The 16,789-nt window shown below is 60.4% G+C and carries 23 protein-coding genes; 22 read left to right on the forward strand and 1 reads right to left on the reverse strand.

Annotated elements, in window-relative coordinates; translation table 11 throughout:
- The first annotated feature begins 318 nt into the window (after positions 1-318).
- The 13 genes from H6B31_RS14430 to H6B31_RS14490 all read left to right on the forward strand — a co-directional run bounded on the left by H6B31_RS14430 (position 319) and on the right by H6B31_RS14490 (position 7,860).
- On the forward strand, positions 319-882 hold the full coding sequence (locus tag H6B31_RS14430) for a YgjP-like metallopeptidase domain-containing protein (RefSeq protein WP_204899139.1): 564 nt from the start codon (positions 319-321) through the stop codon (positions 880-882).
- A gap of 147 nt (positions 883-1,029) precedes the next feature.
- Entirely contained in the window at positions 1,030-1,620 is a 591-nt protein-coding gene (locus tag H6B31_RS14435; protein WP_204899140.1) for a DUF2975 domain-containing protein, read from the forward strand.
- 14 nt (positions 1,621-1,634) lie between these two features.
- Positions 1,635-1,850, forward strand: coding sequence for a helix-turn-helix domain-containing protein (locus H6B31_RS14440; protein ID WP_204899141.1), 216 nt, complete (start codon positions 1,635-1,637; stop codon positions 1,848-1,850).
- Between the two features lie 4 nt (positions 1,851-1,854).
- A complete protein-coding gene (locus H6B31_RS14445; RefSeq protein ID WP_204899142.1) occupies positions 1,855-2,271 on the forward strand; it encodes a hypothetical protein in 417 nt (138 codons plus the stop codon).
- Positions 2,272-2,357: 86 nt separating this feature from the next.
- Entirely contained in the window at positions 2,358-2,921 is a 564-nt protein-coding gene (locus tag H6B31_RS14450; RefSeq protein ID WP_204899143.1) for a phospholipase D-like domain-containing protein, read from the forward strand.
- 50 nt (positions 2,922-2,971) lie between these two features.
- Positions 2,972-3,529 carry a hypothetical protein gene (locus tag H6B31_RS14455; protein ID WP_204899144.1) on the forward strand — a complete coding sequence of 186 codons (558 nt, stop codon included), beginning with the start codon at positions 2,972-2,974 and terminating at the stop codon, positions 3,527-3,529.
- A 120-nt stretch (positions 3,530-3,649) separates the two neighbouring features.
- Positions 3,650-4,111 (forward strand): hypothetical protein, encoded by a 462-nt coding sequence (locus tag H6B31_RS14460; protein WP_204899145.1) that lies wholly within the window; start codon positions 3,650-3,652, stop codon positions 4,109-4,111.
- A gap of 12 nt (positions 4,112-4,123) precedes the next feature.
- Complete coding sequence (locus H6B31_RS14465) at positions 4,124-4,975, forward strand: hypothetical protein (RefSeq protein ID WP_204899146.1); 852 nt, start codon at positions 4,124-4,126, stop codon at positions 4,973-4,975.
- A gap of 68 nt (positions 4,976-5,043) precedes the next feature.
- Positions 5,044-5,421 carry a hypothetical protein gene (locus H6B31_RS14470; RefSeq protein WP_204899147.1) on the forward strand — a complete coding sequence of 126 codons (378 nt, stop codon included), beginning with the start codon at positions 5,044-5,046 and terminating at the stop codon, positions 5,419-5,421.
- Positions 5,422-5,424: 3 nt separating this feature from the next.
- Complete coding sequence (locus H6B31_RS14475) at positions 5,425-5,988, forward strand: hypothetical protein (RefSeq protein WP_204899148.1); 564 nt, start codon at positions 5,425-5,427, stop codon at positions 5,986-5,988.
- 54 nt (positions 5,989-6,042) lie between these two features.
- Positions 6,043-6,603 (forward strand): phage holin family protein, encoded by a 561-nt coding sequence (locus H6B31_RS14480; RefSeq protein ID WP_204899149.1) that lies wholly within the window; start codon positions 6,043-6,045, stop codon positions 6,601-6,603.
- 17 nt (positions 6,604-6,620) lie between these two features.
- Complete coding sequence (locus H6B31_RS14485) at positions 6,621-6,944, forward strand: hypothetical protein (protein WP_204899150.1); 324 nt, start codon at positions 6,621-6,623, stop codon at positions 6,942-6,944.
- 70 nt (positions 6,945-7,014) lie between these two features.
- Positions 7,015-7,860, forward strand: a complete 846-nt coding sequence (locus H6B31_RS14490) for a metallophosphoesterase (RefSeq protein ID WP_204899151.1) — start codon at positions 7,015-7,017, stop codon at positions 7,858-7,860.
- A 292-nt stretch (positions 7,861-8,152) separates the two neighbouring features.
- Here H6B31_RS14490 and H6B31_RS14495 read toward each other — a convergent pair whose 3' ends face one another.
- Positions 8,153-9,040 (reverse strand): LysR family transcriptional regulator, encoded by an 888-nt coding sequence (locus H6B31_RS14495; protein WP_204899152.1) that lies wholly within the window; start codon positions 9,038-9,040, stop codon positions 8,153-8,155.
- Positions 9,041-9,149: 109 nt separating this feature from the next.
- Between H6B31_RS14495 and H6B31_RS14500 the strand changes: the two genes are divergently transcribed.
- From H6B31_RS14500 to H6B31_RS14540, 9 genes are all read left to right on the forward strand, one after another.
- Positions 9,150-10,490 carry an MATE family efflux transporter gene (locus H6B31_RS14500; protein WP_204899153.1) on the forward strand — a complete coding sequence of 447 codons (1,341 nt, stop codon included), beginning with the start codon at positions 9,150-9,152 and terminating at the stop codon, positions 10,488-10,490.
- Between the two features lie 93 nt (positions 10,491-10,583).
- Positions 10,584-11,399 carry a glutamate racemase gene (murI, locus tag H6B31_RS14505; protein ID WP_204899154.1) on the forward strand — a complete coding sequence of 272 codons (816 nt, stop codon included), beginning with the start codon at positions 10,584-10,586 and terminating at the stop codon, positions 11,397-11,399.
- Between the two features lie 172 nt (positions 11,400-11,571).
- Positions 11,572-11,820, forward strand: a complete 249-nt coding sequence (locus H6B31_RS14510; RefSeq protein ID WP_087287509.1) for a sporulation transcriptional regulator SpoIIID — start codon at positions 11,572-11,574, stop codon at positions 11,818-11,820.
- A 114-nt stretch (positions 11,821-11,934) separates the two neighbouring features.
- The gene (gene thyA, locus H6B31_RS14515; protein WP_204899155.1) at positions 11,935-12,765 is read left to right on the forward strand and encodes a thymidylate synthase; all 831 of its coding nucleotides are present in this window, start codon (positions 11,935-11,937) and stop codon (positions 12,763-12,765) included.
- A gap of 74 nt (positions 12,766-12,839) precedes the next feature.
- Positions 12,840-13,319, forward strand: coding sequence for a dihydrofolate reductase (locus tag H6B31_RS14520; protein WP_204899156.1), 480 nt, complete (start codon positions 12,840-12,842; stop codon positions 13,317-13,319).
- A 146-nt stretch (positions 13,320-13,465) separates the two neighbouring features.
- Positions 13,466-13,624 carry a hypothetical protein gene (locus H6B31_RS14525; protein WP_204899157.1) on the forward strand — a complete coding sequence of 53 codons (159 nt, stop codon included), beginning with the start codon at positions 13,466-13,468 and terminating at the stop codon, positions 13,622-13,624.
- A 189-nt stretch (positions 13,625-13,813) separates the two neighbouring features.
- Positions 13,814-14,839, forward strand: coding sequence for an ABC transporter substrate-binding protein (locus H6B31_RS14530; protein ID WP_204899158.1), 1,026 nt, complete (start codon positions 13,814-13,816; stop codon positions 14,837-14,839).
- Positions 14,840-14,877: 38 nt separating this feature from the next.
- A complete protein-coding gene (locus H6B31_RS14535; RefSeq protein ID WP_204899159.1) occupies positions 14,878-15,831 on the forward strand; it encodes an ABC transporter permease in 954 nt (317 codons plus the stop codon).
- Entirely contained in the window at positions 15,824-16,618 is a 795-nt protein-coding gene (locus tag H6B31_RS14540) for an ABC transporter ATP-binding protein (RefSeq protein WP_204899160.1), read from the forward strand. The genes H6B31_RS14535 and H6B31_RS14540 overlap by 8 nt, the downstream gene beginning before the upstream one ends.
- Positions 16,619-16,789: the final 171 nt, after the last annotated feature.

A 16,789-nucleotide genomic window follows, 5' to 3' on the forward strand; every position in this document is an offset into this window, starting at 1 on the left:
GCAACTACCATTTTACTGGCTTTTCCTCTTTGAGTCACTCTTTTTATTTACTGTTGCACTTGCATTGTAAATCGGCACGCTGGGAAAGTCACTCGCTGCCCGCAGGCAGCGAAATCCCCCTGCCACCAACGCAACAATTCCCTCATCGCCCCCTCATCCGTCACGGCTTCGCCGTGCCACCTTCCCCCCAGGGGGAAGGCTTAAAGGGAGCAGGCGGCGAAACTCCCCACCCCTGAGAAAACCTGCTCCACCTTGTTTTAAAAGAAAAACCCTGCTACAATACGGAAGACGAAATCCAAACAGGGAGGGAGAGAGACCGTGGAACAGTACCGCCTGGTGGCCACGCCCGAGGGCCCCATCACCTACCGCCTGGTGAAAAAGCGGGTAAAAAACCTGAACCTCCGTCTGGACCGGACGGGAGAAGTGGTCCTCTCCGTCCCCCTGCGGTGCCCGGCGGAGCGGGCGGACGCCTTTGTGATTGAGAAAAGCGGCTGGATTGTGGGCCACCTCCCAAAGCCGGAGGAGGCCCCGCCCCTGCTGCCGGAGCCGGACCGGAGGGAGTGCGCCCGCCTGCTGGGGGAGGCCGTCCTGCGGGTCTACCCCCTGGTGGCCGGAAGCGGCGTGCCCATGCCCCAAATCAAACTGCGGAAGATGAAAAGCCAGTGGGGCAACTGCCACTACCGGCAGGGGTACATCACCCTGAACACCGCCCTGGCCCGCTGTCCGGAATTTCTGAGAGACTATGTGGCCCTCCACGAGCTGGTCCATTTTCTCCACCACGACCACGGCCCCGGCTTCTACGCGGCCATGGACGCAAGGATGCCGGACTGGCGGAAACGGCGGCAGGAATTGAAGCGATACGCTCAGGCCCTTGTGCTGTAAAGAGAATTGACATGACAGGAACCCCGCTCCCATCTCAGTGGAGAGCGGGGTTTTGCATTTCTTAAATTTATCGAAAAACAATAAAAATATATTGACAAACAGTTTTTGACGTGTTATCCTGCGGTCAAGATAAAGGGGGAATTTTCCATGGAACAGACGAATGTGCAGAAGCTGGCGAAGATATTGAATGTTCTGGTGACCATCACCTTTGCGGCAAATATTTTGGCGATCATCTTGATCCCCGGACTTTTGGCCCACGACCCCTATAATTTGATCGGCGGAGCGAGGGATTTTCTGGATTCCGTCGTCTATGCGGGCGAGGACGACATTGTGTTTGCCGGTGTGTTTGCCGTGGTGTTCGGATGGATCTTTGTGTGGATGGACCCGGTGACCTTTCAGCTGAGCGGGAGCCTGTTCCTTTTGTTCTGTGGCCTGTGCTCCGCCTGTATGCTGCGGCAGGCCCATTGGATTTTGAATACCATTCAGGAGGGAAACCCATTCCAGATGCGGAATGCCAAGTCTATGAATCGGGCGGCGCTGTGCTGCTGGGGGATCAGCGGGGCGGCGCTGATCCGGTTTCTATGGGAGATATTTACCTTGAAAAATATGGCGCCCCTGTTTACCTACAATGCCCTGGCCATTCCGGTGTTTTTCATGGGCGGCCTGCTGTTCCTGGTCATGTCCGCCCTGTTCCGCCAGGCGGCGGAGCTCCAGGAGGACCAGGACTTGACCATCTGAGGGGGCGGGAGAACATGGGAATTGTCGTAAATCTGGACGTGATGATGGCCAAGCGGAAGATGTCCCTGGGGGAACTGGCCCAGAAGGTGGACATCACCATGGCAAACCTGTCCATTTTGAAGAACAACAAGGCCCGGGCGGTGCGCTTCTCCACCCTGGAGGCCATCTGCAAGGCCCTGGACTGCCAGCCGGGTGACATTTTGGAGTATGTGCCCGACGGGGAGACGTGAGTATATGGGCGAAAATGTACTTCAATTTCTGGTCTACGCCTTTCTCCTGGGAATTACGCTGTTTTTAGCGGCTGTCCCGGCTATTTTAGTGGGGGCGTGGCGGCAGCGGCCATTTCCCTGGAAAGTATTCTTTCTGACGCTGTGCTTGATGGCGGGATACGCCGCCTGGATTTGGGGACACCCCTGGGTGACCTGCCCAGAAAATTTGGAGAAGCCTGTAACTCAGGAGCAGCGGGAGAAACTGCGGACTTTCTGGGGTGGCTTTTATTCCCGGCGGGTTCCCCTTTTGGCCCACTACATTACCGTTCAAGAGAATGGAGAGAACGGGCTTAAGGCCACAGTTTCCTATTTGTGGTTTGGTTCCATCGGAGTGAGCCTGGATGCGGAGGGTACCCCCTCCATCGATAAGCCGTTGAATTGACTTACCTGAATAGACGGCGGGGCCGGAATCCATTGGTATTTTGGGAGGGAACGGCTATATATGTGCCCGACGAGGAGGAGTAAATAATGGTGGAGTGGGTTGTGGTGCCGGTGGCACTGCTCATTTTGGTGGGGCAGTATTCTGCTGTGCTGTGGCTGCCCGCGCTGGCGGCCTCGATCTGGCTGGTGGTCAAGGAGCCAAGGTCCAGGAAGGTGCTCCTGCCGCTGGCGGGGGGCTGCCTGGTGTGCATGCTTATCCTGTGGGGAGGGCCCAAGCTCGCGGAGGCCTATGACCTCCGCCTGCGCAGCTGGCTGACTACCGGCCCGCTCTGCCTGCTGGTTCTGCTGTTCCTGGTCCTGCTGGTGGTAACCGCTTGGTATGGCGGGCGGCATATTTCCAGGCGCTGGCTCAGGCGGCTGGTCAAGGCTGGGGCTGCGCTGTCTGTGTATTCGGTGCTGCTCTGGGGACTTTTTTTCACCCTGCTAACCGCCCGACCGGAAACGGTAGGGGATTGGAGGGGCCAGAAAGTGGTCATGCAGGAGCTCAGCTGGATGGAGACCACCTATAGCTACTACGCCTACAACGGCCCCTTCCTGCTGGGTGAAAGTCTGGGCTGGTCCGAGGAGCCCTGGGGAGAGGACCTGAACTGACAGACGGGGCTCCTTTTGAAGTGGATGTCTGACAAGGAGTGACACACGCCATGGGAATGCTGGAGATGGTGTTTCTGGCCGCAAGTCGGCCCTGGATGTTTGTGGGGATCTGCATTGGACTGCTGGCCTGGGGCTTGTTCCCGGTGGTGCTGTGCGAGGGCTGGTTTTACGAGGGTGTGCGGAAGAAAAAATTTCTGCGCAGACTGGTTTTTGCGGCACTCCTGCTGTTTTTCCTGCGCTTTGGCGGAGCGTTCCTGCTCTCCCTGGCGGAATTGAGCTGGCGTCGGTGGGTCAAGGCCCTGATGACCTATTCTCTGCTGGGGATGCTGTGCTTTCTGGGCGCAAAGACGGTGGACCGGCTGATGGACAATCCAGAGCGTCCCAACTGGATCAAGTGGCTGTCTGCCCTATGGCTGGTGGCGCTGATCGGTTCTGCGATAGGGTATGCTGGACTGCGGCTGGTATTTTCTTCTGCCGCCGACTTGGTGACTGAGTGGGAGGGGCAGACGGTGGTGCTGGAAAACACCGGGATCTTTGAGGAGACCGGCTATGCCTACGCCGGGCCGTTTGTCCGGGGACGGGATGCTCTGTTTGTCTGGAGCGACTAGGACAGAGTTCCAGGGTATCGCGCATGAATTGAACGGAATAAATGGCCCGCTGTGAGATCTTTGCCGGCCTTTTTGAATTGCGCTGTTTACAGTGATCGCGTTTGAACGGGAGGAGTGCCGATGAATCGAAAACGAGTGCTTCGAATTGCCCTAATTGTGGTCCTGTTTTTGGTGCTGGGCGCACTTTGGACCGCCCTCCAGGGCGGCCCCCTGGCCAGAAGCTATGCCAAACTGCTGTTCCAGCAGAACCGGACTGATTTTGACTCCGCCGCCGCTCAGGCGGTGGAGCAGGGGAGCGGTCAGGGAATCCCCCGTCCCTTTGGGGTGCGGGACGTGACCCTCTGGGATTATGGAGGGACGGCGGTGGACTTTTCCATGGGAAGCTCTGGGATAGGGTCCTCCACAACATACTGGGGTATCCAATACGTGCCCTCCGGGGAGCGGCTGGGCTTTCAGGGCTCGCGGCTGGAGGGCTGGATTTCCGACAGGGACGGCTGGCGCTGGGAGGAGAGCGGCGGGGACAACCGCTGCTACATCCAGGAGCTGGATGAGCGCTGGTACTACTATGAGATGGAATTTTAGGGGGCGGCGGCCGTGCGGAAATGGAGCTTCTGGGGCCTGATGTGCCTTGTGTCGCTGTTTCACTGGCTTTGCTTTTTCCAAGGTACCCGGGAGGTGCTCCATACGCCGGTGCCTGGGGTGGATAACCTGGCCGCCCTGCTGTTCATCCCCTTTTTCTGGGTGATGGCGGCCGCGGCCCTCATTGTTTTTGCGCTTTGGACGCTCTGGATCGGACGAGCCTGGATCGAGAGAGGGTACCGGTTTTCCCTGTCCGGAATGATCTTCTTCGCCCGCCGGAGCCGCCGGGAGAAGCGGTGGGGAGCGGTGTTTTTTCTGCTCACCGGGGTGCTGGTGTGGAGAGGGCTCCTCCTGTTCCATCCTTCCGACCTCTGGACCGCCCTGTACCTGGCATCCGGGCTGGTGCTGTTCCTCCTGTTCTACTTCTGGCTCCAGGCGGGCGGAGAGCGGGGCGTGGTGGTCATACAGATGATGTGCGCCCTGCTGGCCTGTGCCGTCTGGCTGCTGCTGGCCGGAAGCTGGGCCGCTTCAGCGCCCTGGCAGGCGGAGGGAGATCCGATCTCGGACCTCATCGTATACAATGACAGCACGGCAGTGATTGGGGGCATTACTGCTGCCACGGAGCAGGAGCGCAAATGCGTCTCTCTGTCAGAGCCCATGGAGCGGGGGGAGAGCTACGGTTTCTTCTTTGTGGATGGGGGCCGGGCCGCCGTGGAGCTGTGGGATTTGGAGGGGCGGTCTGCCGGCCGGTGCCATGTGGACTTGGAGGAGCGTCGAATCTACGTTACCCTGGGGGAGCACGGGCAGATGACCGCTGGAACGGCAGCACCCTGGTTTCAGCAGATGCAGATGGAGGAGAAGAAATAAGATGCCCTGTTTTGAATCGGATTTGTACTTGGACGGTATGAAAGCCTGTTAAGAAAGGAGCATGCGCAATGAGACGAGTGAGTGGGATAGCGGCGGTCCTCCTGCTGGCCGGAGCAGTCTGCTCCGGCTGTTCCGCCGGAGCTTCGGGGACCGAGGACCCGGATCTGGTGGTGTACAACGACAGTACGGCCATTTTGGGAAGCATCTCTGTATCCGGTGAGGGGGAGAGCCAGTCCGTCTCTCTGGCAGATGGACACCCTCTGGAGCGGGGAGAGAGCTACGGCTTCGAGGTGGACGACCTTGGGCCGGTGTGGGTGGAGCTGTGGGACCTGGATGGGAACCAGGTGGGCCGCCGCCGGGTCAATCTGGGGGAGGCGCGGGTGTATGTCACTCTGGAGGAACACAGCCGCATGACGGTGGGGACAACGGAGCCGTGGAGGAATTGAGGGATGGAGCATTTGCTGGCCGCTCTGCTGACAGCTTTTATTCCTGCGGCGGCAGTGCTGCTGGCGGCGGCTCTGTACTGCCTGCTGCCCGGCCGGGTAACTTGTAAGCGAAAGGACCGGCGGGCGCTGGGCTGGGTGCTGGCCCTGTTCCTGGCGGTGTCCCTTCTCCAACTGGCGGGAGAGTTTACGCTGGCAATGTTCGGCCTGGCTTGGCGGGCCTGGGTGCGCTCCCTGTTTGCGGGGGCGCTGGGGCTGCTGACTTTCCTCGGCGTGTTTCAAATTTTGGGATGTTATTTGGAACAGAGGGATACGCTCCAGTTGGCGCACCAGATCGTGGTGGGAATCAGCGGATTGGTGGTGATCGCCTATCTGGTGACGGTTGGACTCCCTAGTTGGTTTCTCGCCATCCGCCCAGAGCGGACGGTGACCTGGCGGGACCGGATGCTGGTGGAGGAGGACCAGGGGTTTCTGGACCCGGATTACATCTATTACGCCTGGCACGGCCCTCTGGTCCGGGGGCTGGAACCGCTGGAGCTGGGGCTGGAGTATGGGGAGCGCCTTCACTAGGGCCGCCAGCCAAATAAGGCCGCTGGAAATGACGGTCATGGGGGAAAATCAAACATGGAACAGGTATGGTTTCTTTTCTTGTATGGTTGGGTCCCCGCGGCCCTTGTGGTCCTATGGGAGGCGGCGCGCTGCCTGCGCACGGACTGGCGGGGCGAGTGGAAGTTTCTGGCCTGGATGCTGGGGCTGCTGGCGGTGGACCTAATTTTGTGGCTTGTGGGAGAGCCGGTGCTGGCCGCTTTTGGCCTGGCCTGGCGGGCGTGGCTGGTATCTTTTCTTCAGGGAGCGGCCCTGGTGCTGGCGGTGGTCTGGACGCTGCTGGTGGGGCTCTCCGTCCTCTGCCGGGATGAGGCGTATTCCGTAGTAAGAAAAATCATTCTGGGCGTCAGTATTTGTGTTGTGATTGGTTCTGCGGTCACGGAAGGCCTTTTTTTCTGGACTTTTTCCACGGTGGAAGAGCGGGTGGTTGCCTCCCAGGACCGGACGCTGGTGGAGGAGGACAGAGGATTTCTGAACCCCTTTTATGTGTATTATGAGTACCATGGTCCCCTGGTCCGGGGGACGAGATCGGTGGACGTGGGTGTGCCGTATGGCGAGTGCCTGCAAGAGGACGAATGACGAAAGAAGGTTTCAGAATGTACGATGGATGGATGAATCTGGCCAGCCTGCTGCTGGGGCTGGCCGCCTGGTTCCTGCCCCTGTGGGGGCTGCGGAGACAGAGCCGAAAAGCTGGGGCGGAGGCGGCCCTGTGGTGCTGGGCCGGCGCTCTGTGCTGTGCAGCGGCTTTGTATTTTCAGCTGCGCTATGGAGACAGCTATGTTCAGGCTGGGGATTGGTCCGCCCTCATGGATACCAGCGACACGGCGGTCTGGCTCTCTGGTTTTCTGCTGGCAACTTCCTGCGTGATGCAGTTTGCGGTCCTGTTTGCCGCCCGCTGGAGGAAGCGGAGCGAAACTTAACAAAATGTTCTGGCTATTTGAAAAAATTTATGCTACCATAGCCCCATTGAAAAACAGATGGAGGGCGGCTATGGACAGACACACAAAGAGATGGAAGGCGGGAGTCCTGGCCCTGGCGGCGGGGGCAGCCCTGTGTGCCGGGGCAGTGTGGGCCCTCCAGGGCGAACTTGGGGTGACCCGCTATGAGCTCCCGCTCCCGGAGGGGCTTGAGGGACTGGACGGCCTGAAAATTGCCCAGATCTCCGACGTGCACAGCGCGGACATTCAGGGGAAGCTGCAAAGGGCTCTGCGGGAGGCGGCCCCCGACCTGATCGTCTTTACCGGCGACCTGGTAAACCGGGAGGACCGGGACCTGAGCTGTGCCCTCTCCTTGGCGGCCATGGCTGCGCAGATTGCCCCGGCTTACTACGCCCCGGGCAACCACGAGGCGGATAACCCTTGTTACCCCGAGTTACGGGAGGGGCTGGAGGATGCCGGAGTTACTGTGCTGGAGGACCAGTCGGCCCAGTTGTGGCACGGCGGAAAGCTGGTGAACGTCATCGGCCTGCTGGACTTGACCTTTTCACCGGATGGGAGAGAGAAAGCAAGGGAACAGATAGAGGGTAAAGTGAAAAAACTTTCCAAAGATGGAGCGCTGGATGTGGTGCTCTCCCATCGCCCCAGCCTGATGGAGGAGTACGCCGACAGCGGAGCGGACCTGGTGTTCTCCGGCCACGCCCACGGGGGACAGGTGCGCATGCCCCTGATCGGGCCGTTGTTTGCTCCGGACGAGGGGGCGTTCCCCGACTACACCGCTGGGACGTACCTGGCCGGGGAGACCTGGGTGGTGGTCAGCCGCGGCCTGGGCAACGGCACCCCTTTTCCCCGGCTGTGGAACGCGCCGGAGCTGGTGGTTGTCACCATGCGGGCCTCCTGAACGTCCCGCGGTCAGAAGAAGTACGGCACAAAAATGATAGAACGCCCCGGAGCGCGGTGAGTCACGGCGCTCCGGGGCGTTCAGTACTTTTTGCAGAAAGTGGTCGGCGGAAAGCTAAATAGTGTTATGTCGCCTTGCGAGGGCGAGAAGATTTTGAAAAGTTTAAGAAAATTACTTGTAAAATTCCTGAAAAATGTAGAATATGGAGAAGAAATGTGGACAATACGGTGGAAAGTGTGGAGAGACACTGTTGCCATAAAGTAAGATGATAAAAATTATGTAAATAAGAGGGTCACAGCAGGGAGATCACGCCCTCCAGTTCCTCCAGCCGGTCCTGGAGCAGTTTCAGCAGGCGGTGGGTCTGGGTGTTCTTGCGCCGGGGGCCCAGCAGGTAGTAGATGATCCGGTCCGGGGGACCCTCCTGGAGGGTGTGGAGCTGGGCCCGGCCGCTCTGGACCAGGGAGGCGGCCACGCTGGCCGGGGCAATGAGCCAGTTGTCCTCCCACTGGATGGCCTCCTCCATCAGAGACATCTGGTCGAACCACATGCGGGGGACCGAGCTGGAGCCGAACCAGAAGGCGTGCCACAGGTCGTACTCCGGGTTCCACTGCATGCGGATCTCCCGGGCGCTGTCCAGCTGGGAGGGGTGGACGTGCTGGGGCAGGGGGGAGCCGGGCCTGGTGACCAGGCGCATGGGCTCCCGGAAAGCGGGGATGGTCTCCACCTGACGGCGGAACATGTCGTCGGAGATGAAGGCCAAATCCACCTCCCCACGCTCCACATAGCCGTAGGACTCCAGAGAGTGGTACTGGTGGAAGGTGAGGCTGCTGGTCCCGTCCAGCAGAAAGCGCTGGAGTACAGGGGCGAGGATGTAGGTGGACACGCTGCCCACGGAGGCGACCCGAAAGACCTGGTTCTCCTCCCGCTGGGGGATGCTCCGGGCCTCCTCCCACAGGGCGAGCCAGTGCTCCGCCACAGGGGTGAAGGCCCGCCCCTCCTGGGTGGGCTCCACCGAGCGGGCCCCTTTCTGCCGCTCCAACAGGCGGAATCCAAGCTCCTCCTCCAAGGTCCGGATTCGCCGGCTCAGGGCGGGCTGGGAGATAAACAGGGACTGAGCGGCCTGGGAAAAACTCCCGGTCCGCATGACGGCCAGAAAGGCTTGCAGCTCCAATTGTGTCATAGTGCACCTCGACCTATAAAATACGATTTATATTATAAGGGAGAAAACCGTATTTTACAAGGGCGTTTGCCTGGGGTATCATGGAGGGGAGAGAAGGAGGGAGTCTTCTATGGGCCGGGCTGTGGTACTGACTCAGGGCAGCATCCCCAGACAGCTGATCTGGCTGGCCCTGCCCTTGATCTGCGGGAATATCCTGCAGCAGCTCTACAACACAGTGGACGCTTTCATCATCGGCCGCTTTTTGGGCGGCGCCTCCTTCGGGGCCGTGGGGGTGGCCGGTACGGTGATGAACCTGTTCATTTTCATCCTCAGCGGCTGCTGTACAGGCATTGCGGTGCTTTTTGCCCAGTTTTACGGCAGCCGGGACCTGGCCTCCTTCCGGCGGGAGGGGTTTCTTTCCCTGGTGTTCGGCCTGCTGCTGACGGCGGTTTTGGGACTGGGGGGCCTGGTCCTACTGGGGCCCCTGCTGGGGCTGATCCAGACCCCGGGGGAGCTGCGGCCCCTGGTGACGGAGTATCTGAATGTGATCTTTCTCGGTTTGCCGGTGACCTTTCTCTATAACCTGGGCTCGGCGGCTCTGCGGGCGGCGGGGAACACCCTGGCGGCCCTGCTTCCCCTGGCGGCGGCCACCATGCTGAATGTGGGGCTGGATCTCCTCTTCGTGGGGGCTTGCTCCATGGGCATTGCCGGGGCGGCCATCGCAACGGTGCTGGCCCAGGGGGCGGCGGCGCTGATGGCGCTGGCCTATTTGAAATGGCGGCTACCCCAACTGCTGTTCGGCCGGGCTGATATGAAGATGGACTGGGGCATGCTCAGGCGGACGGCCGCCTTCGGCGTAGTGTCCGCCCTCCACCAGTCCGCGGTGTACATCGGCAAGCTGCTGGTCCAGGGGGCGGTAAACGCCCAGGGGACGGACACCATCAACGCCTTTACCGCCGCCACCCGCATTGAGGGATTTGCCAACTCCTTTGGGGACAGCGGAGCGGAGGCGGTGTCCGTCTTTGTGGCCCAGAACACCGGCGGAGGCAGGCCGGAGCGGGTGAGACGGGGCTTTTTTACCGGAATGGCGCTGATGATCGGCCTGGGGCTGGCCATGTCCCTCACTATGTTTGTGGGGGCCCGCGCCTCCATGGCACTGATGCTGGGGGAGGCGTCCCCGGCGGCTATGGACGAGGGGATGGCCTATCTGCGGTGGATCTCCGTGTTCTATGTGCTGTGCTTCATCGGCAGCGCTTATGTGGGGCTCTACCGGGGGATGGGCTGGGTGTCCGTGCCGGTGATCGGCAGCGTGCTTCAGCAGACCATCCGGGTGATTCTGGCCTACACCCTGGCCGGACCCATGGGGCTGGCCGGCGTGGCCCTGGCCATCGGCACGGGCTGGTCGGCCATTGTGCTCTATCAGACGATTCTATTCCGGACCAAAGTCCGCCTTCGTAAAAATGTCGAATAGATTTGAAAAACAGGGTACCTTTTTTGATGAAAGTGTGCTATGATAGGGGGCAAGTCGGGAGCGAGGCTCCCAAGAGAAGGAAGGATGAAACCCATGGCAACCAAAACAAGCCCCATCGGTATCATTGATTCGGGCATCGGCGGCTTCAGCGTCGCCCTGAAAATGCAGCAGCAGCTGCCCCATGAGAATCTGCTCTACTTCGGAGACGGGGGCAACATGCCCTACGGCAATCACTCCGCGGAGGAGATTCTGACCATGACCCGGTACATGCTCCGCTTTATGGAGGAGCGGGGCGTAAAGGCCCTGCTGGTGGCCTGCAACACCATCTCCTGTCTCATTGACCGGTATCGGGGCGACATGACCTGCCCGGTGCTCAGCGTAGTGGAGGCGGGAGCGGATGCGGTGTCCCAGATGGCAGTCCACAAGGTGGGCGTCATCTCCACCTGCTTCACCCACTCCACCCGGTGCTATCCCGATCTCATCGGCAAGAAGGCCCCGGACAAGGAGGTGGTCAGCCACGGCTGCCCCGACCTGGCTAGGCTGGTGGAGGCCAACGTGGGCGACCCTGCCGGGCAGGGAATCCTGGACGCGGACATCCAGGCCAACATGGACGCGCTGGTGAACCAGGAGAAGATCGACTGCTGCGTGCTGGGCTGCACCCACTACCCCCTGGTGGAGAAGAACATCCAGCGGCTGTATCCGGGACTGCCCCTCATTGATCCGGCCGACCAGATGGCCAAGACCATCGCCGGCTATCTCCAGGAGAACGGCCTGGTCAACGACCAGCCGGGCAAGGGAACCCTGGACATCTACACCACCGGCAGTGTGGAGGAGTACCGGGAGAAGGCCGCCAAGGTGGGCCTCAATCCGGTGACCTCGGTGCAGGACTACCCCATTTTGAAGCTGTAATTTGTAATTGGATACGGCCGCCGCGCCCAAAAGGGTGCGGCGGCCGTTTGATTGGCGCGCCCTGGCAGGGGAGCGGGGCGGAAGGCGGCGCGGCGGGTGAACCGCTCATACCCTGGGAAAATCCGGCATATAGTAGCACAGCAGACCCAAATCATGGGGGAGATGTTGCTGTGTGAAAGGAAACATGGAAGAACGGGCCTGTCAGCTGGCCCTGTACATCATAGAGAACAAGGCCACGGTGCGCGCCGCGGCCCGGAAATTCAACATCAGCAAATCCACGGTGCACAAGGATCTGTCCGAGCGGCTCCCCGCCTTTAACCGCACCCTGTACCTCCAGGCCAAGCAGGTGCTGGAGGAGAACAAGGCCCAGCGGCACATCCGGGGCGGGATGGCCACCCGGCGAAAATACAAAGGAGTCTGACCGGCCGGGCGGCGGGAAACAATGCTTGTTCCCCGCCGCCGGTTCGTGTATAATAAGGTCTGCTGAACATGCGGCAAACGCTACAGAAGATACCCCCGAAAGGAGAACTGCGCAATGAGTTACGCCGATCAGGTATTCATTCAGAACTGTAAAGATATTTTGTCCAAGGGCGTGTGGGACACCGACCGCCCGGTGCGCCCCAAGTGGGAGGACGGGACGCCCGCCCACACCATCAAGCTCTTCGGGGTGGTCAACCGCTATGACCTGAAAAAGGAGTTTCCCATCATCACCGTCCGCAGACAGTACCTCAAGTCGGCGGTGGACGAGCTCCTCTGGATCTGGCAGAAGAAGTCCAACAACGTCCATGACCTGAACAGCCACATTTGGGACGCCTGGGCGGACGAGAACGGCTCCATCGGCAAGGCCTACGGCTACCAGCTGGGGGTGAAGCACCACTACCCCCAGGGGGACATGGACCAGGTGGACAAGGTCCTGTGGGATTTGAAGCACGACCCGGGCTCCCGGCGCATCCTCACCAATCTCTATAACCACCACGATTTAAGCGAGATGGCCCTGTACCCCTGTGCCTACTCCATGACCTTCAACGTGAGCGGAAACACCCTCAACGGCATCCTGAACCAGCGCTCTCAGGACATGCTCACCGCCAACGGCTGGAACGTGATGCAGTACGCGACGCTCCTGCACATGATGGCCCAGGTGTCCGGCTTGGAGGCGGGGGAGCTGGTTCACGTAATTGCAGACGCCCATATCTACGACCGGCATGTGCCGGTGGTAGAGGAGATCATCGCCCGAACCCCCTATGAGGCCCCCAAGTTTACCCTGGACCCGTCGGTCACCGACTTCTACGCCTTCACCCGGGACAGCGTGAAGCTGGAGGGGTACCAGGCCCATGAGCTGGAGGGAAAGATCCCGGTGGCGGTCTGATTGCTGTATTCAGACCCCGCCCCGCAGGGGCGGGGCAAATGGAACAATTCTTATGATATGAAGGGACAAAACTGATGAATGTAATCGTAGCAGTGGATCAAAACTGGGCTATTGGGAAAGACGGGGACCAGCTGGTCTACCTGTCGGAGGACCTGAAGCGCTTCAAGTCCCTGACCACCGGGCATCCGGTGATTTTAGGGAGGAAGACCTTGGCCACCTTTCCGGGGGGGCGGCCTCTGAAGGGCCGCCGGAATCTCATCCTCTCCCGGAACACAGACTTTGCCCCGGAGGGGGCGGAGGTGTTTTCTGATGTGGAGACCCTGCGGGCGGCCGCCCCCGAGGATTCCTTCGTCATCGGCGGTGCCTCGGTGTACCGGCAGTTGCTGCCCTGGTGCGACACCGCCTATGTGACGAAAATAGACCGGGCGTTTCCGGCGGACTGCCATTTCCCGGACCTGGACCAGGACCCGGCGTGGGAGCGGACGGAGGAGAGCGCCCCCCTGGAGCAGGATGGGATCATCTACCGCTATGTGACCTACCGCCGGAAGAAATAGCGGGGGGCTTGTAAAAAAGGAAGAAAATTCTTGGCTAAGATAGCTTGATTTTAGCGAAAATTCCGGGTTGCATTTCGGAAACTTCAGGACTATATTGAATACATCCAAAGAAAAACCAGAATATCCGGTGGAAGGAGGGGACCGCAATGAACATCTGCCGTGTGGGTCAGAATGGGAACATGCTGGTCTCCTCTCGATTTTTCTTTAGCTGCATGGCGCGCTTTTTTGCGGGCCTGTTTTTTGACGTCTTTTTTGGCTTCTTCTTTATGCAGAGCAGACGTCTGGAACAATTGCAGCCAGCCTGATCGAGGCATTTGGGATATTTTAGGATACCAAAACGGCTCCGTTGTTTCAGACAGCGGAGCCGTTTTTGTATATGCAGGTCCCGGTGCCTCCGACCGCTGTGGACCTGCCTTCCAGACCGCCTCCGGCGGAGCGGACCCGATCTGGAACGGGGATCTCCCCAAAACTGGTTCACAAAGGAGAAATGAAACATGAAAAAGCTTCTTGCCGCGGGCCTGGTTTTGACCATGGGCCTGTCCCTCACCGCCTGTATGGGCGGCGCCTCCTCCTCTGGCTCTGCCGGTGCCTCCGGCTCCGGGAGCGGGGCAGATGCGTCCGCCTCTGCCGGAACCGACGGGATTTACAATGTCGGCATCTGCCAGCAGATGCAGCACCCCTCCCTGGACGAGGCCACCCGGGGGTTCCAGGACGCCCTCACCGAGCTGCTGGGCGACCAGGTGGAGTTTGACTATCAGAACGCCGGCAATGAGCCGACCAACTGCACCTCTATCATTACCAAGTTCGTTACCGACAATGTTGACCTGATCATGGCCAACGCCACCTTGCCTGCCGAGACCGCCAAGGAGGCCACCACCACCATCCCCATTGTGGGCACCTCCGTCACCGACTACGTCTCCACCGGCATCGTGGACTCCAATGAGGCCCCCGGCGCCAATATCACCGGCTACTCCGATCTGTCCGATGTGAGCAACCACCTGGCCCTGGTCCAGGAGCTGCTGCCCGACGTTCAGACCGTGGCCATTGTCTACTCCTCCGGGGAGGAGAACTCCCGCATTCAGGCGGAGAACGTCGCCGCCGTGTTCGAGGCCGCCGGCATCGCCACCGAGGACTTCACCGCCAACGACTCCAACGACATCTCTACCGTGGTCACCGAGGCCTGTACCCAGGCCGACGCCATCTATCTCCCCACCGACAACCTGCTGGCCGGAAACATGGAGCTGGTGAAAAACGTGGCTCTGAACCAAAAAGTGCCGGTGATCTCCAGCTTTACCGCCGACGAGAACGACGGCGCTCTGCTGTCCATCTCCATCAGCTACTACACCATGGGCTACCGGGCCGGCGAGATGGCCTATGACATCCTGGTCAACGGAGCCGACCCCGCTGCCATGCCCATCGGCGTCATGTCCGTGGAGGACATGGACATCACCATCAACCAGAGCGTGGCCGACGAGCTGGGCATCACCATTCCGGAGTCCATGCAGCAGTACGTAAAGTAAGCACGCGCTTTCAGATTTTGTAACGGGAGGAACCATCCATGAACTTTTTCGCCGCGCTCCTGGCCCAGATGCCGGACGCCGTAGCCAAGGGCCTGATCTGGGGCCTGATGGCGCTGGGGGTGTACATTACCTTTAAAATCCTGGATTTCCCGGACCTGACGGTAGACGGCTCCCTGTGCACCGGGGGCGCGGTGGCCGCGGTTATGATCGTCAGCGGTATCCCCGCCCCTATCGCCCTGGTGGGAGCCCTGATCGCCGGCGGCGTCACCGGAGCTGTCACCGGAATCCTGCATACGAAGATGGGCATTCCGGGTATTCTGGCCGGAATTTTGACCCAGCTGGCCCTCTACTCCATCAACCTGCGGATCATGGGCAGCCGCTCCAACGTATCCGTCAGTGTGGACCAATTCCCTCTGATGGCCAGCATCCGCTACCCCGAGCAGACTTGCCTCATCGCCCTGCTGTTCTGCGTGGGCATTGTGGCGGTGTTGTGCTGGTTTTTCGGCACCGAGTTGGGGAGCGCCGTTCGGGCCACCGGCAGCAACCCAAACATGGCCCGGGCCCAGGGGATCAACACGAACGGAACTAAGATGGTGGCCCTGATCCTGTCCAACGCCCTGGTGGGACTGTCCGGCGGCCTCTTTGCCCAGTACCAGAGCGCCTCTGACGTGAACATGGGCCGGGGCGCCATTGTCATCGGGCTGGCCGCCGTCATCATCGGCCAGGTGCTGTTCTCCCGTGTCCGGTCCTTCGGCGGACAGCTCACCGGCGTGGTGGTGGGCGCCATCGTCTACTACATCGTCATCGCCCTGGTTATCCGCATGGGTCTGAACACCAACGACATGAAGCTGATCTCCGCCCTGGTGGTGGCCATTTTCCTGGCCATTCCCTACTGGAAGGCAAATTGGGCCGTGAAAAACCGCCGCCGGAGCGTATCCGCCGGCGTGCAGCCCAGAGATCCCGCTTGGAACAGGAGGAGCAACCATGCTTGAACTGCATCAGGTCTGTAAGACCTTCAACCCCGGCACCGTCAATGAGAAGGCCGCGCTGAATCACCTGTCTCTCACCCTGGAGGAGGGGGACTTCGTCACCGTCATCGGCGGAAACGGGGCGGGTAAGTCCACCATGCTCAACGCCATCTCCGGCGTGTGGCCGGTGGACGCAGGCACCGTCCGCATTGACGGCGTGGATGTCACCGAACTGTCTGAGCACCAGCGGGCTGTCTACTTGGGCCGGGTGTTCCAGGACCCCATGGTGGGGACGGCGGGCAATATGACCATTGAGGAGAATCTGGCTCTGGCCGCCCGCCGGGGGGAGAAACGCACCCTCCACTGGGGCATCAAGAAAAGCGAGCGAGAGCAGTTCAAAGAGCTGCTCCGCCCCCTGGGACTGGGGCTGGAGGACCGGCTCACCGCCAAGGTGGGACTGCTCTCCGGCGGACAGCGGCAGGCCCTGACCCTGCTGATGGCATCCCTGAAAAAGCCCAAGGTTCTCCTTCTGGATGAGCACACCGCCGCCCTGGACCCCAAGACGGCGGCCAAGGTGCTGGAGCTGTCCGACCAGATTGTGGAGGAGCATAAGCTCACAACCCTGATGGTCACCCACAATATGAAGGACGCCATCGCCCACGGCAACCGGCTCATCATGCTGGACGCCGGCCGGGTCATCCTGGACATCCGGGGCGAGGACAAAAAGAAGCTGACGGTGCCTGAACTGTTGGCCCGGTTTACCGCGGCCTCCGGCGAGGAAGTGGAGAGTGACCGCCTGCTTCTGGCCTGATTTTTTGAGGAAATGACAGCGCCGCCTGAAATGTGAACTGCCCCAAATTGTACGGACATCACAAAAAGCGCCTGCGGATGTAAGAATAAGGAGTTTTAGTATGAGAGGCGTCGCGCCAGCGGCGCCTCTCCAGTTTTTAGTTGGATGCGCTCATGGTTGTAGAAGTGAATA

The organism is Pseudoflavonifractor capillosus, from assembly GCF_016899775.1.
Classification (GTDB): domain Bacteria; phylum Bacillota; class Clostridia; order Oscillospirales; family Oscillospiraceae; genus Lawsonibacter.

What these genes read in the sequence shown, in the direction of transcription:
- H6B31_RS14435 (WP_204899140.1), top strand. Translation starts at nt 1,030, where the DNA reads ATGGAACAGACGAATGTGCAGAAGCTGGCGAAGATATTGAATGTTCTG.
- H6B31_RS14470 (WP_204899147.1), top strand. Translation starts at nt 5,044, where the DNA reads ATGAGACGAGTGAGTGGGATAGCGGCGGTCCTCCTGCTGGCCGGAGCA.
- H6B31_RS14455 (WP_204899144.1), top strand. Translation starts at nt 2,972, where the DNA reads ATGGGAATGCTGGAGATGGTGTTTCTGGCCGCAAGTCGGCCCTGGATG.
- H6B31_RS14530 (WP_204899158.1), top strand. Translation starts at nt 13,814, where the DNA reads ATGAAAAAGCTTCTTGCCGCGGGCCTGGTTTTGACCATGGGCCTGTCC.
- H6B31_RS14475 (WP_204899148.1), top strand. Translation starts at nt 5,425, where the DNA reads ATGGAGCATTTGCTGGCCGCTCTGCTGACAGCTTTTATTCCTGCGGCG.
- H6B31_RS14485 (WP_204899150.1), top strand. Translation starts at nt 6,621, where the DNA reads ATGTACGATGGATGGATGAATCTGGCCAGCCTGCTGCTGGGGCTGGCC.
- H6B31_RS14495 (WP_204899152.1), bottom strand. Translation starts at nt 9,040, where the DNA reads ATGACACAATTGGAGCTGCAAGCCTTTCTGGCCGTCATGCGGACCGGG.
- H6B31_RS14535 (WP_204899159.1), top strand. Translation starts at nt 14,878, where the DNA reads ATGAACTTTTTCGCCGCGCTCCTGGCCCAGATGCCGGACGCCGTAGCC.
- H6B31_RS14500 (WP_204899153.1), top strand. Translation starts at nt 9,150, where the DNA reads ATGGGCCGGGCTGTGGTACTGACTCAGGGCAGCATCCCCAGACAGCTG.
- H6B31_RS14540 (WP_204899160.1), top strand. Translation starts at nt 15,824, where the DNA reads ATGCTTGAACTGCATCAGGTCTGTAAGACCTTCAACCCCGGCACCGTC.
- H6B31_RS14440 (WP_204899141.1), top strand. Translation starts at nt 1,635, where the DNA reads ATGGGAATTGTCGTAAATCTGGACGTGATGATGGCCAAGCGGAAGATG.
- H6B31_RS14525 (WP_204899157.1), top strand. Translation starts at nt 13,466, where the DNA reads ATGAACATCTGCCGTGTGGGTCAGAATGGGAACATGCTGGTCTCCTCT.
- H6B31_RS14445 (WP_204899142.1), top strand. Translation starts at nt 1,855, where the DNA reads ATGGGCGAAAATGTACTTCAATTTCTGGTCTACGCCTTTCTCCTGGGA.
- H6B31_RS14490 (WP_204899151.1), top strand. Translation starts at nt 7,015, where the DNA reads ATGGACAGACACACAAAGAGATGGAAGGCGGGAGTCCTGGCCCTGGCG.
- H6B31_RS14480 (WP_204899149.1), top strand. Translation starts at nt 6,043, where the DNA reads ATGGAACAGGTATGGTTTCTTTTCTTGTATGGTTGGGTCCCCGCGGCC.
- murI (WP_204899154.1), top strand. Translation starts at nt 10,584, where the DNA reads ATGGCAACCAAAACAAGCCCCATCGGTATCATTGATTCGGGCATCGGC.
- H6B31_RS14520 (WP_204899156.1), top strand. Translation starts at nt 12,840, where the DNA reads ATGAATGTAATCGTAGCAGTGGATCAAAACTGGGCTATTGGGAAAGAC.
- thyA (WP_204899155.1), top strand. Translation starts at nt 11,935, where the DNA reads ATGAGTTACGCCGATCAGGTATTCATTCAGAACTGTAAAGATATTTTG.
- H6B31_RS14450 (WP_204899143.1), top strand. Translation starts at nt 2,358, where the DNA reads ATGGTGGAGTGGGTTGTGGTGCCGGTGGCACTGCTCATTTTGGTGGGG.
- H6B31_RS14460 (WP_204899145.1), top strand. Translation starts at nt 3,650, where the DNA reads ATGAATCGAAAACGAGTGCTTCGAATTGCCCTAATTGTGGTCCTGTTT.